14 protein-coding genes are annotated in these 12,433 nt (G+C 34.5%); 8 read left to right on the top strand and 6 right to left on the bottom strand.

Features of this window, described 5'->3' with window-relative positions; translation table 11 throughout:
- Positions 1–5: 5 nt before the first annotated feature.
- The 6 genes from BQ5209_RS07650 to BQ5209_RS07625 all read left to right on the top strand — a co-directional run bounded on the left by BQ5209_RS07650 (position 6) and on the right by BQ5209_RS07625 (position 3,868).
- Complete coding sequence (locus BQ5209_RS07650; RefSeq protein ID WP_085247950.1) at positions 6–290, top strand: PTS sugar transporter subunit IIB; 285 nt, start codon at positions 6–8, stop codon at positions 288–290.
- Positions 291–396: 106 nt separating this feature from the next.
- Positions 397–912 carry a YjbQ family protein gene (locus tag BQ5209_RS07645; RefSeq protein WP_085247949.1) on the top strand — a complete coding sequence of 172 codons (516 nt, stop codon included), beginning with the start codon at positions 397–399 and terminating at the stop codon, positions 910–912.
- 14 nt (positions 913–926) lie between these two features.
- Positions 927–1,577: a ribulose-phosphate 3-epimerase gene (locus BQ5209_RS07640; protein WP_180214328.1), complete on the top strand. Its 651-nt coding sequence runs from the start codon at positions 927–929 to the stop codon at positions 1,575–1,577.
- A gap of 10 nt (positions 1,578–1,587) precedes the next feature.
- The gene (gene hxlB, locus BQ5209_RS07635) at positions 1,588–2,124 is read left to right on the top strand and encodes a 6-phospho-3-hexuloisomerase (protein WP_085247948.1); all 537 of its coding nucleotides are present in this window, start codon (positions 1,588–1,590) and stop codon (positions 2,122–2,124) included.
- Between the two features lie 425 nt (positions 2,125–2,549).
- Positions 2,550–2,756, top strand: coding sequence for a hypothetical protein (locus BQ5209_RS07630; protein WP_085247947.1), 207 nt, complete (start codon positions 2,550–2,552; stop codon positions 2,754–2,756).
- A gap of 683 nt (positions 2,757–3,439) precedes the next feature.
- The gene (locus BQ5209_RS07625; RefSeq protein WP_085247946.1) at positions 3,440–3,868 is read left to right on the top strand and encodes a hypothetical protein; all 429 of its coding nucleotides are present in this window, start codon (positions 3,440–3,442) and stop codon (positions 3,866–3,868) included.
- 221 nt (positions 3,869–4,089) lie between these two features.
- Here BQ5209_RS07625 and BQ5209_RS07620 read toward each other — a convergent pair whose 3' ends face one another.
- The 6 genes from BQ5209_RS07620 to nikA are packed head-to-tail and all read right to left on the bottom strand — an operon-like array spanning position 4,090 to position 10,425.
- Complete coding sequence (locus BQ5209_RS07620) at positions 4,090–5,415, bottom strand: MATE family efflux transporter (protein ID WP_085247945.1); 1,326 nt, start codon at positions 5,413–5,415, stop codon at positions 4,090–4,092.
- A 3-nt stretch (positions 5,416–5,418) separates the two neighbouring features.
- Positions 5,419–6,198, bottom strand: coding sequence for an ABC transporter ATP-binding protein (locus BQ5209_RS07615; protein WP_085247944.1), 780 nt, complete (start codon positions 6,196–6,198; stop codon positions 5,419–5,421).
- Positions 6,199–7,065: an ABC transporter ATP-binding protein gene (locus BQ5209_RS07610; protein WP_085247943.1), complete on the bottom strand. Its 867-nt coding sequence runs from the start codon at positions 7,063–7,065 to the stop codon at positions 6,199–6,201. It lies immediately after the preceding gene.
- Positions 7,062–7,892 carry a nickel/cobalt ABC transporter permease gene (gene opp1C, locus BQ5209_RS07605; protein ID WP_085247942.1) on the bottom strand — a complete coding sequence of 277 codons (831 nt, stop codon included), beginning with the start codon at positions 7,890–7,892 and terminating at the stop codon, positions 7,062–7,064. The genes BQ5209_RS07610 and opp1C overlap by 4 nt, the downstream gene beginning before the upstream one ends.
- The gene (gene opp1B / locus BQ5209_RS07600) at positions 7,889–8,833 is read right to left on the bottom strand and encodes a nickel/cobalt ABC transporter permease (RefSeq protein ID WP_085247941.1); all 945 of its coding nucleotides are present in this window, start codon (positions 8,831–8,833) and stop codon (positions 7,889–7,891) included. Before opp1B ends, opp1C begins: the two co-directional genes overlap by 4 nt.
- 26 nt (positions 8,834–8,859) lie before the next feature.
- The gene (gene nikA, locus BQ5209_RS07595; RefSeq protein ID WP_085247940.1) at positions 8,860–10,425 is read right to left on the bottom strand and encodes a nickel ABC transporter substrate-binding protein; all 1,566 of its coding nucleotides are present in this window, start codon (positions 10,423–10,425) and stop codon (positions 8,860–8,862) included.
- A 297-nt stretch (positions 10,426–10,722) separates the two neighbouring features.
- On the opposite strand from nikA, the gene rhlE reads away from it, so the two are divergent.
- A complete protein-coding gene (gene rhlE / locus BQ5209_RS07590) occupies positions 10,723–12,036 on the top strand; it encodes an ATP-dependent RNA helicase RhlE (RefSeq protein WP_085247939.1) in 1,314 nt (437 codons plus the stop codon).
- Between the two features lie 27 nt (positions 12,037–12,063).
- Positions 12,064–12,399 (top strand): YggL family protein, encoded by a 336-nt coding sequence (locus BQ5209_RS07585; RefSeq protein WP_085247938.1) that lies wholly within the window; start codon positions 12,064–12,066, stop codon positions 12,397–12,399.
- Positions 12,400–12,433 lie beyond the last annotated feature (34 nt).

Raw genomic sequence — 12,433 nt, 5'->3', positions numbered from 1 at the left:
TGATTATGAAAAAATTACTCATTATGTGTGGTGCAGGGCATGCAACATCAACTATTGCTGTTAGTAAAGTGACTAAATGGCTAAATGATGAAAAATTAACAGAAAGTGTCAAAATCTATCAATCAAAAATAGCCGATGAGTTAAATAAAATAGACACATATGACGTAGTTATTAGCACTACCATCGTACCAGAATCAATTAAGGGTAAAGTTATAAATGGTTTAGCTTTGTTGACTGGCGTTGGTTTAAAAGAATTTTTTGCTGAACTAAAAAAGCGTTTAGCCATCTAGCATTATCAAATTAAATAAGGTGTATAAAACTAAGCCTCATTTACATTGCTATTTAGCCCAACGGCAAACAAGTAAATGGGGCATATAAACAAGGAATAATACCAATATGAACATTTATCACCACGCCATAAAAATTGAAACGGTATCTGGTCGACACTCTTATCACGATATTACTAATGAATTAAACCAATTTATTGCACAATCAAATATCCAAAATGGTCAACTGACCATCGCCACAACGCATACGACATGTTCACTTTTTTTTGATGAATGTATGCACGACACCAATTTTTTTGGTGACGAATATTTGCATGTTGATATTAATAATGTGTTAGAGCAGATTGTTCCTAAAATGACTTGCGAAAATCAATACAATAGCCCTGGACCAAAGCATATTGAGTTTGGTTTAAGTCTAAATGATCCCAATTATCCTGCTAAAAAATGGGTAATGCTTAATACCGATGCTCATATCAAATCATCGCTATTTGGTAGTTTTTCATTGGTATTAATCATCAAGAATGGCAAGCCTCTTATGGGCGAACTTGGGCGAATTTATTTTGTTGACTGGGATTCATTACGAGAAAGAACCCGCAATGTTAATTTTATGTTGATGGGCTGTTAATAAAGGTGATAATTATGATTTTGTCTCCATCATTGTTTAATTCAGATCTTTACCTGATCAAAGAAACGTTAGATACGCTTGAATCACTAGGCATTACGCATTTACATATTGATGTAATGGATAATCACTATGTCCCAAATTTAGGTTTTAATACTGGTTTTGTATCAAATTTGAAATCGCATACCCATTTTATTTTAGATTGCCACCTAATGATTGAAAAACCTGAATTATCAATTTTCGATTTTATTGAAGCTAAACCCGATATTATCACTTTTCACTATGAAGCAACGGTTCATCATTCGTTTATCATCAATAAAATAAAAAACAATAATATAAAAGTCGGTTTGGCAATCAACCCAAGCACACCGGTTGAACACATTAAAATGCTATTGCCGCTTGTTGATCTTGTCCTTGTTATGACCGTTAATCCCGGACAAAAAAACGAAACCTTTTTGCCTTTCACATTACAAAAAATTGAACAACTGAGTTTAGAACGGCAAAAAAATAATTACTCTTATGATATTCAAGTCGACGGAAATATTACTGATAAAACCCTATCACTATGCTTAAAAGCCGGAGCTAATAATATTGTTTCGGGTGGGTTTATCTTTAAAAATAATGATATTGCAAACAATATTGAAAAATTAAAAGTGGCAACTAATTAAGGAAAGTGCAATGAGCATAAAAACAATATTAAGTAATATATTAACTGAAATAGCGGCGCAAATAGACACAATCAACGAAGCACAATTACACGAATTTAAAAATGCGATTATTGGTGCAAACCATCTATTTTTAGCGGGAACAGGGCGTTCAGGGTTAATGATAAGTGCATTTGCCAATCGGTTAATGCATTTAGGTTTAAAGGTCAGCTTAATTACCGAAGTTAGTAAACCCAAAGCCAATAAAGGTGATTTGCTGATTTTAGGCTCTAATTCAGGCGAAACCAAAAGCTTAATTGCCTACGCACAGCAGGCAAAAGACTTGGGCGTCAAAGTCATATTATTCACAACAAACGGCACCTCGACCTTGGCAAAATTAGCCGATAATATAGTTATTATTCCTATAAGAGTTGATAAGTTAAGCCAACCAATGGGTAGCACATTTGAGCAACTCTCATTACTAACTTATGACAGTGTTATTTATAGTTTAATGGAAAGCTTACAACAGACCCCAGAGATAATGAAGTGTCGGCATGCGAATATTGAGTGATTTTATTTTTTATAAATAAAATTAATTAGATATCTGATATTTTATAAAAACACTCAAGTCATTAACAACAGCTTAGGCTGTTGTTATTCTATATTAGTATTGCAATGCTTAACAATCAAACTTCACTTTTATACTTAAATTCATCGCTACTTGAAACGTTTTGATGAACATTTCGGACTTTTACTTAAAAAATAAAAACAACCAGTATATAAAAATAGAAAACACATTATATAAGTAATTAATTTAATTAAAAATTAAAGTTAAATAAAATCAATTAGCTACCTGACTATTTTTTGTGCCATTTAAAAAATATTTTACTGTTTTTTTGATGAAAAATTATACTTGCTTTTTTTTTAAATCAGCGCTTATATATACATTGATAAGCAATTGGGCTTATCACCAATTTTACTAGGAGGAAACTTATCATGGTACAAAAATTTGCTCCATATGGTAGTGATGTTTCGGCTGGTACTTATAAGTGTGCTGATTGTGGTTATACATATTCAAACCAAAGCAAAAAATCGTTACCTCCTTGCCCTGATTATAATAAAAAACCGCATAGCAAAAATGGTTGGTATATTATGTCTGGACAAGGTGATGCAGTAAAAGATCCTCATCCAAATAAAAAGTAATATTAACAAGTTAACACAATTAAAAGGTAACTGATAAGGTTACCTTTTTTGATTGTATCAAGTTTAGGTATTGACTCATACTTAGCATGGGCAATCTATGAAGATACTACTTATAACATGTTTACTAATCATTGAATTTATATCTATTATAGAGCATTATTTTTAGGGAAATGGCGTGAGCTAGATGAATATGAATATTGACTAACGTAATTTCAGATATTGGAAAAATATCAGGCAACTGCCGATAACTTTCAGTAAATAATAAAAAATGCTAATTTAATTCAGTGATAGGAAACATGAGATCACCAATGAGCAAATCAATTTTGAAAAATTGCATGTTACTTATTACTTATGTAGTTTTGTTTTAGAATACGTTAAAATAAATATTTATAATGTTATTGATAGTTTAAAGCCAAAATAGCACTGTGATGGCGAGCAATAAATTAAAATATCATATCAGACATAACATGTCTTAAAAACTAAAGTGCAGTTAACTCGGCATGAACTTTGTTATTCTCGGGTATAAAAAATTTAAACTAGATAATAAAAAGATAATAGTGACTTTAAATTTGTGACAATGTCACTTATTAGCGCAATAATGCTAAGTCCATATAAATACAGAGGTATTTATATACCATTATGATAATATAATTTGATTCAAACACAATGTAAGGAATACTGAAGTGAAAAAACGAATAAAATTGGCTGTGCTAGTTTCTGCTTTTTTTATGATCTCAAGTGCGTATAGCACCGAATTACCACCCTCAGCAAATATAACTAAAGCCTTTGCAGATAGTGCCAAAAGATCGATATTAGGCGAAGGTGGAACATTTCCCATTAAAGTCGAAGCCGGTTATGAAGTGACTAACATCTTTAACAATCTCAATAGCATCATTTTTGAATACAATATGCCAATTGATAGCCAAAGTGCATCAATGGAAGAGATTACCGAAGGCATTAGGCTTGGTCTAAATGCACAATTTTGTGACAAGCAAGACGTGATTGATGTATTACGTGCTTATAATATTAGCTTCTTGTTCCGCTTTCAATTCACCGATAATCGCATTGTACCTGCAACGTTATCCATTGATGGAATTTGTCAAAAACAATAAGCAGATTATTGATTGCAGCGGTATCAATGCTGTGTTTATTCCCTTAAAGTTGACTGTAAAATTATCGGTAATTTTGCAAGCTGAGTTTAATAAAATTGTTGCCACAATAGCGTTGTCTTTTCCACGACTAAATTGACTATCTTTGGCATTTTTTATATAAACTATCTGATCAATGTTTTAGGTAGCATAAAAACCAGATATCGAGCAGATAGTTTAGTTGATTAGTGTAATAGATAACTTTTGGATTTTTTTATCCAAATGACTAAAAATAAGGTTCTACCTAAGCTAAATAAAATATAAGAAAGCCATAACCCGTTATTGCCCCAGATTGGTACGCAAATATATTGCGATACTAACCATAATAGTAAAGAAAGTATCATTGAATCACGGATAGAAGAAGTATAGCTAATACCGGAAAAGACGCCGTAATAGATCAAACCACCAGCCACCACGATAGGGAAGATGATTAACCAAGGTTGATATTGCATGCAGAGGTTAATAATATTAGTTTGGTTGGTGAGTAATTTGATAATAGTGGTATCAAGGGTCAACCAAATTGCAACTAATAGGATTGGACAAATAATACAAGCGAGTTTTGACCAGCGTAACGTTTGATTGTATAAAGTGATGTCTTTAGTACCTTTTGCTTTGCCACTAAATACGCTTGAGGCGTTGGCAAAGCCGTCAAATAGATAAGCCATTAAGTAATGAATTTGGAATAAGACAGCGTTAGCGGCTAATACTTCGGTACTAAAACTAGAGCCAATCGAGATAAAGTGATTGGTGACAATTAACAAACAAATAGTTCGAATCATTAAGTTGCTATTGACTAAAATTACGCCTTTTAATGATTGCCAAGATAATATTGTTGCGAAATCGGTTTTTTGTTTGGCTTTAGGTAAATAATGATAAATAAACCAAATGCCTAATAATGTGCAGATTATTTGCGCACTTAAGGTTGCAAAGGCGACACCTGATACATCAAAGTGAAATCCCCATACCAAAATTACAGCCATAACAATATTTAGTAGATTGATTAATACCTGCAAAAATAATACAGCTTTTATTTTCGCCATGCCCATTAGCCATCCTACCAAAACGTAATTGATTAACACAAAAGGCGCACCCCAAATCAGGATAGTAAAATAGGTGCGTGCGTGATGTTGTACGTCTTGATTTGGTTTAATAATCTGCATTGCGGTATTGAAGATCACGCTTTGACAAATAATAAAAATGATACCTAATAAAATTGCAATAAAAAGAGGGCGGATGAGTGAGGCTCTTAATAAAATGGGATCATCTAATGCTTGTGCTGTAAAACCGGTTGTACTGACACGTAAAAAGCCAAATAACCAATATAGGGTGTTAAAAATAACCGTACCTACAGCAATCCCTGCAATAAATGCTGGATTGGGTAAATGCCCCACTAGGGCAGTATCTACAACACCAAGTAAGGGCGTTGTGATGGTTGAAATAATAAAGGGAATTACCAAAGCAAGATAATCTTTAAAGTGATACTGCTTATTTAATGTTGATGGTGCTGTCATAATTTAAAAACCTAAAATAGAGTCAAGAAGTTGTTTGGAATAAGCATGGTTGACTTGATTTAATTGGTCAATGTTATCCACCTGTTCAACAATGTTGCCTTGATAAAAAAAGATAACACGATCGCATAAATAAGTGATTGTGGTTAAATCATGAGTAATAAAAATCGTGGTTAAGTTTAACTGTTTTTGTAAATCAGCGAGCAAAGATAATATTTGCGTTTGTACTGATATGTCTAAAGAACTGACTGCCTCGTCAAATAAAATAAATTTAGGTGAGCAAGCAATAGCTCGTGCAATGCAGATCCTTTGTAATTGCCCACCGCTCATTTCATGAGGAAAGCGGTTATAAAAGGTGTGATCTAAGCCAACTTGCTCTAAAAGTTCATCAATGCGTTTTTTACGTGTATTTGATGATGTTTTTTCGTAAATATCAATGGGTTCGGCAATAATTTCAGATGCAGTAAAATAGGGATTAACCGAAGTATTATAATCTTGAAATACCGCGCTAATGTCTCTTCGCATCGCCGATTTGTGCCAAGCACGTTGTGCAGTATCATATCCATTAAAGTAGATTTTACCACTGTCAGGTTTTTCAAGTCCTAAAATCAGTTTACCTAACGTGCTTTTACCGCTGCCACTTTCACCAATAATGCCTAAGCATTCCCCTTGATATAATGAGAAAGAGACATCTTTAATAATGGGCGTTTTTTTTCGGCTGAACAAGCCTTGATTGGGTTGTAAAAAGGCTTTGTTTACATTTTCAACTTGCAATAACGGTGGCATTTAAATTGTCTCCGATGTTGATGCCAGCATATTTGGGTGAATAACTGTATTAAATTTGGTTAATAATTGCTTTCGTGCATTAATTAAATATTGTGTATAGTCATTTTCAGAATGATAAAAGATATGCTCACAGCTACCTTGTTCGACAATTGTGCCTTGGTTCATCACAATAATATGATCTGCTATATGATGAATAACACCCAAATCATGCGAGATAAAGATCATGGCCGTTTTAGATTGTTGTTTAATTTGTTCAAACATTTTTAAAATATGAAACTGGCTAATTGAATCTAAAGCTGTTGTGGGCTCATCAGCAATAATCAGTTCAGGTTCAAGCATTAAAGCAATACCAATCATGATTCGTTGCAACATTCCACCACTGAGTTGATGAGGGTATTTATTATAAACTTGTTTAGGATCATTAAGTCCAATATCTGCGATCATATTAAGGGCTTTTGTTATGGCTTCACTTTTGCTGATTGATTGGTGGGCAAGTAATGTTTCGACTACTTGTTTACCAATACGATAAAGGGGATCAAAAGCACTCATAGGGTGTTGTAAAATGACCGAAATCACATTGCCACGAATAAACCGTAGGGTTTCTCTAGTCTGCTTTAATAAATCACCATTTTCAGGTAACTGAATGTTGGCGTTTTGCGGTGAAAAAAGAATTTCACCTTGAACAGAAAAATAGGGCTCTAATAAGCCAATAATGGCTTTGCATGTTAAACTTTTGCCACTACCACTTTCGCCAACAATGCCGAGGCATTGATGATGTTTAAGGTAAAATGAAATGTCATTGAGCAATTTTTGATTACTATCTAGCGTTACGGTTAGATTCTTAACCTCAAGCAATTTATCACTCATGCTGTTTTTTCCTTTGGATCAAAAATATCTCGCAAGCAGTCCCCGAGCATATTAAAGGCAGCAACGACAATTAAAATAGCAATGCCAGGAAAGACCATTTGCATAGGGTGCTGAATCATTACATTTTTCGCTTCACTTAACATCAGCCCCCATTCAGCCGTTGGCGCTTGTACACCTAATCCAATAAAAGAGAGTGCTGAGATGTTTAAAATAACCCAACCGGTGTCGAGTGTTGCAAGCACAATGAGTTCAGAGATGATATTTGGTAATAAATGTCGACGAATAATAAAACAATGGGGTGCACCAATTGCTCGCGAAAAAAGAATATAGTTTTTACGACTATATTTAATTACACTGCTGCGGATCATTCGGCTATACCAAGCCCACTTTACAACAATATTGGCGATTATGACATTTTCGATGCCAACGCCAAGTACCCCAACAATGGCAAGTATCATAACTTGGCTAGGAAAGGAGAGCATAATATCACACGCTCGCATAATTATTTCATCAAGCTTGCCTCTTTTATAGCCCGAAATTAAGCCAATTATTGAACCAATGATAATGGTAATTGTCATGGTTAGTAACGATAAAAAGAGTGTTGTTCGAATACCATAAAGTAATCGTGAAAAGATATCTCGACCTAAATGATCACAACCAAGCCAATGTTCGGCAGAAATACCGGCATATTTACGCATTATTCGAACTTTATTGGGCTCAAATGGTGCAATATAGGGAGCAAAAATACCTAAAATTATAATAGTGGCAATGATGATTAAACAACATAGCCCAACTTTATTTTTAACAAGTTGTTTAAGTAAATTCATGAAATATTACCACTATCTCTTAATCGTGGGTCGAATAATTGGTGTAAAATATCGACAATAAAATTACAAACCACAAATAAAATAGCCATCATTAAGATATAAGCCTGAATAACTGGGTAATCTCGGTTCATAATTGCTGAAATACATAAGCGTCCAAGCCCTGGCCATGAAAAAATATATTCAACCACAAATGATCCAGCGATAAGTTGTGGAATAGTCATACCCAGCGCAGTGATTGTGGTATGTAATGAATTAACTAATACATGTTTTAGAATGATCACTCGTTCTTTAAGTCCGCGACTGCGGGCATAAAAAATAAAATAGTTATGCATATTTTCGATCATATTATTTCGAATAAAACGAACATAAGTAGAAATATACACAAATGATAACGTCAAGGTGGGTAAAATTAAATTTTGCCAAGAACCATAACCACCAGTTGGTAATAGGTCAAGATAGTTAGCAAATAGCCAAATCAATAATAGACCAAGCCAATAACTTGGCATGGCAGTACCTAAAAATATGATGATACGCAAAATATGATCAAATATTGAGTTGGAAAAAATGGCGCATAATACACCCAGTACTAGACTGATAATCAAGGTAAAAATAAAAGATGAAGTGGCTAAAATAAGCGTGGGTTTTAAACAGCGGATCATCTCGTCCCAGACTAATCTGTCGCGCTCGATAAATGAACGTCCAAAATCAAGATGAAAGACATTATATAGCCAATTAAAATAGCGTTGCCAAAACGGTTGCTTTAGACCAAGTTCTTGACTCATACTTTCAATTGCTTCAGGGGTTGGCACGATTTCGTTTAAACGTAATGCCACTTCTGCTGGATCTGATGGGGCTAAGTTAATTAGCAAAAATGCGATAAATGAGATACCGATAACAATCGGTATCATCATTATTAAACGTCTTATTATATAATTTAACATTTTTATTAAGTAATAAAATAAGTCAATTAATAGTGCATTTTGTCAAATGGAATATCAAATTGCGAAGGTGCAAATTCGATGCCTTTTAATGATTTGATGGCAATAGCACGGTTACGTTCATAAGTTAAAGGAATATAGACCGCCTCGTTATGCAGCGTTTCCAGTACATAGCGATAAAGTTCTTGTCGTTCTTTTTCGTCAGTTGAAATCAGCGCTTTACCAATGTTGGCATCAATTTGAGACTTTTCTTTTAAACCTTGCTGAGCGATATAGTCGCCATACACTGGCAGTTTCATACCGGCTAAGAAAGATTGGGGATCGTAAGGCATCCCCCATGAAATATCAAAAACCATATCAAAGTCGCCAGCTTTTTGACGATCACGATAGCCTTGTTCTTCTTCACCATGAATATTGAGTTTTAACCCCACTTGCTCAAACTCATCTTGCATGTATTGCGCAATGGTTTTTTGCGAGGCGGTATTGCTATCATAATAAAGCGTTATTTCGAAAGGTTTTCCATCTTTTTGGCGATAATGTTGACCATCACCCTTAACCCAACCAGCTTTATCCAATAGTTGTTCTGCTAATTTTGTATCGTATTGATAGGGTTTTAGACTGATATTAGCATAAGGAATATTGGTTGCCATTAACGTATCTGCTGGCGCTTCACTGCCATTAAAGATCCCTTCAGAAATATCTTTTTTACTGATGATATGTTCAATTGCTCGTCGCACATTGACATCGTTAAGCTGGGGTCTTGTGGTATTCATCAAGACCATTCGGCTAGAAACAGGTTTTGACATTAACGTTTGAAACTTATCCATTTTAGCAAATCGTTCATACGAATCAGCATCAACCATGTTTTTGCCATAAATAAGATCAATTTCACCTTTTTCAAGCGCCATTAAACGGCTTTGATTATCAGCAATGACCTTCATTTTTACTGTTTTTATTTGCGGCTTTTTGCCCCAATAGTTAGGGTTTGCATTAAAAATAGCATACTGATCTTTTTTATGATCGCCTAAAACATAAGGACCAGTACCAATAAAAGATTTAACGCCATTTTTTGTTTCGCCATCAATCATCGCGTTAGGCGAAATAAAACGCATTGGTCTGGTGACGGCAATTTCAATTAAAAAAGGGTAATAAGGTTCAGATAGATTGACTTGTAAAGTATAATCATCCACTGCCTTAACTTCAGTAATTAAACGTACCATTTCAAGCCATGTATGGCGGACTTTATTGGCAAGAACTGCATCCCAGTTTAATTTGGCACTGTGGGCATCGAATTTAGCGCCATCACTAAAGGTCACATCTTTTCTAAGTTTAAAGGTATAGGTTTTTCCTTGATTAGTGACAGTCCAGCTTTCTGCAAGCCAAGGGGAAAATGTGCCATCTTCATTATAATGAACAAGTGATTCATACAGCATATTTTGAGCCCACATTTCGCCACCATAAAGGTGAGGGTTCAAATCACGAATATCACGGAAGTTTGCAAAAGTGATATCATCTTTAGCAAAACAGTTAAGGCTAAAAAGTGATAAAAGTGCGGCCATTAACACATTTTTAATTCGATTAAAGTTTAAATGCATAAGCAATCCAGTTAACTATTATTAAGATGCAAAATATTAGCATAATCACAAATGATAATAAATATCATTTATATATTATTAATTGATAAATATATTAAAAAATCATAACATTATAAAAATATGAGTTATGCTAAAATCATATTTACCAATATGACTGTAACTTTATTATTATGATAATAAACAAAAAAGTTAATCTTATTGTTAAAAATAGCATTAACAAAATAAACAGAAAATATTATAGAATTGCTTTATAATGTAAGCGGACAATCCACTTTTCATTTATTTAGGAATCATTTCATGTCATTTGACTCTCTTGGCTTAGACGCTGAGATTTTAAAAGCAATTCAAGAACAAAACTATACAGACCCAACTCCCATCCAACAGCAAGCTATTCCCGTCATTTTATCCGGTAAAGATCTTATGGCAAGTGCGCAAACCGGTACAGGTAAAACGGCAGGTTTTGGTTTACCCATTCTGCAAAAATGGGTCGAACAGCAAGCTCAAGCAACTAATAAGCCTGAAGCAAAAAAAGGCAAACGTCCTTTATATGCACTGATTTTAGCACCAACTCGTGAGCTTGCTGCACAAATTGGCGAAAATATTCGTGAATATAGCCGTTATTTACCCATTCGGTCATTGGTGGTATTTGGTGGAGTAAGTATTAATCCGCAAATGATGAAACTACGTGGTGGTGTGGATGTATTAATTGCAACACCAGGGCGATTACTCGATTTAGTGCAACAAAATGCCGTAGATCTTTCAACGATTAAAATGCTCGTATTGGATGAAGCTGATCGTATGTTAGATATGGGCTTTATTCATGATATTCGCCGTGTGATTGCAAAATTACCTAAAAAACGCCAAAATTTGATGTTTTCGGCAACTTTTTCTGATGAAATAAAAGTATTAGCGCAATCGATTTTGCATGCCCCAGAATTGGTTGCTGTTGCGAAAACAAATAGCGCTTCAGAGCAGATCACCCAATACGTGCATCGGGTTGATAAGCGTCGTAAGCGTGAGTTGTTGTCTTATTTAATTGGTAAAAATCAGTGGCAACAGGTGTTGGTCTTTACTCGCACTAAATATGGTGCGAATCACTTAGCTGAACAGTTGACTAAAGATGGTATAAAAGCGGCAGCCATTCATGGCAATAAGAGCCAAGGCGCACGCACTAAAGCTTTGGCAGATTTTAAAAGTGGACAAATTAGAGCATTAGTGGCAACCGATATTGCCGCTCGCGGTCTTGATATTGAGTTACTTCCTTATGTGGTGAATTATGAACTTCCGCAAGTGGCAGAAGATTATGTGCATCGTATTGGGCGAACAGGACGTGCTCAAAATGAAGGACAGGCTATTTCGCTGGTATGCATTGATGAGCTTCCTCAATTAAAAGCGATTGAAAAGTTAATTAAAAAAACGATTCCAGAATTAACAACTCAAGGTTTTGAAGTTGATCCTAAGATTAAAGCTGAACCGGTAAAAAAATCATCACAAAGGCGAGTACCGCCAAAAAGAGGAAGTGCAAACTCAAACCGATCGTCGCAGTTCAATCAAAATGGTGTGAATTCATCAAGCCGACATAATCACACTAAAAATAAACAACCTAATTAATATTTAATAATGTAGAAGGAAACTATTATGGTAAATCGCAGCAGACGTTTACGAAAAAAATTACACATTGAAGAGTTTAAAGAGTTAGGCTTTACGGTTAGTTGGTCTTTTGACGAAGGCACAAACGAAGAGACTTTAGATAATATCGTTGATCAGTTTATTCTTGAAGCTATTCAACCTAATGGTTTAGCTTATGAGGGAAGTGGTTATTTAAATTGGAAAGGAATTATTTGCACCCAAAAATTAGGGAATTGTACTGAAGAACATCGTGACATTGTCACAAAATGGCTGGAAACTCATGGCCTAAAAAATGTTAAAGCTAGTCCACTTATTGATATTTGGTGGGATGAGTTAGATTTTTAATTTAATTATTTGAATTATTTCAGTTAGAAAAAAA

Source organism: Gilliamella mensalis, from assembly GCF_900103085.1.
Lineage (GTDB): Bacteria > Pseudomonadota > Gammaproteobacteria > Enterobacterales > Orbaceae > Gilliamella > Gilliamella mensalis.
Note: the sequence above shows the minus strand (reverse complement) of the source record. Positions and strands in the feature narration are given on the sequence as shown.

Coding starts and splice junctions, on each gene's coding strand:
- BQ5209_RS07620 (WP_085247945.1), bottom strand. CDS start 5,415: ATGACAGCACCATCAACATTAAATAAGCAGTATCACTTTAAAGATTAT.
- BQ5209_RS07645 (WP_085247949.1), top strand. CDS start 397: ATGAACATTTATCACCACGCCATAAAAATTGAAACGGTATCTGGTCGA.
- opp1B (WP_085247941.1), bottom strand. CDS start 8,833: ATGTTAAATTATATAATAAGACGTTTAATAATGATGATACCGATTGTT.
- BQ5209_RS07610 (WP_085247943.1), bottom strand. CDS start 7,065: ATGAGTGATAAATTGCTTGAGGTTAAGAATCTAACCGTAACGCTAGAT.
- BQ5209_RS07630 (WP_085247947.1), top strand. CDS start 2,550: ATGGTACAAAAATTTGCTCCATATGGTAGTGATGTTTCGGCTGGTACT.
- rhlE (WP_085247939.1), top strand. CDS start 10,723: ATGTCATTTGACTCTCTTGGCTTAGACGCTGAGATTTTAAAAGCAATT.
- nikA (WP_085247940.1), bottom strand. CDS start 10,425: ATGCATTTAAACTTTAATCGAATTAAAAATGTGTTAATGGCCGCACTT.
- BQ5209_RS07640 (WP_180214328.1), top strand. CDS start 927: ATGATTTTGTCTCCATCATTGTTTAATTCAGATCTTTACCTGATCAAA.
- BQ5209_RS07585 (WP_085247938.1), top strand. CDS start 12,064: ATGGTAAATCGCAGCAGACGTTTACGAAAAAAATTACACATTGAAGAG.
- BQ5209_RS07615 (WP_085247944.1), bottom strand. CDS start 6,198: ATGCCACCGTTATTGCAAGTTGAAAATGTAAACAAAGCCTTTTTACAA.
- BQ5209_RS07650 (WP_085247950.1), top strand. CDS start 6: ATGAAAAAATTACTCATTATGTGTGGTGCAGGGCATGCAACATCAACT.
- opp1C (WP_085247942.1), bottom strand. CDS start 7,892: ATGAATTTACTTAAACAACTTGTTAAAAATAAAGTTGGGCTATGTTGT.
- hxlB (WP_085247948.1), top strand. CDS start 1,588: ATGAGCATAAAAACAATATTAAGTAATATATTAACTGAAATAGCGGCG.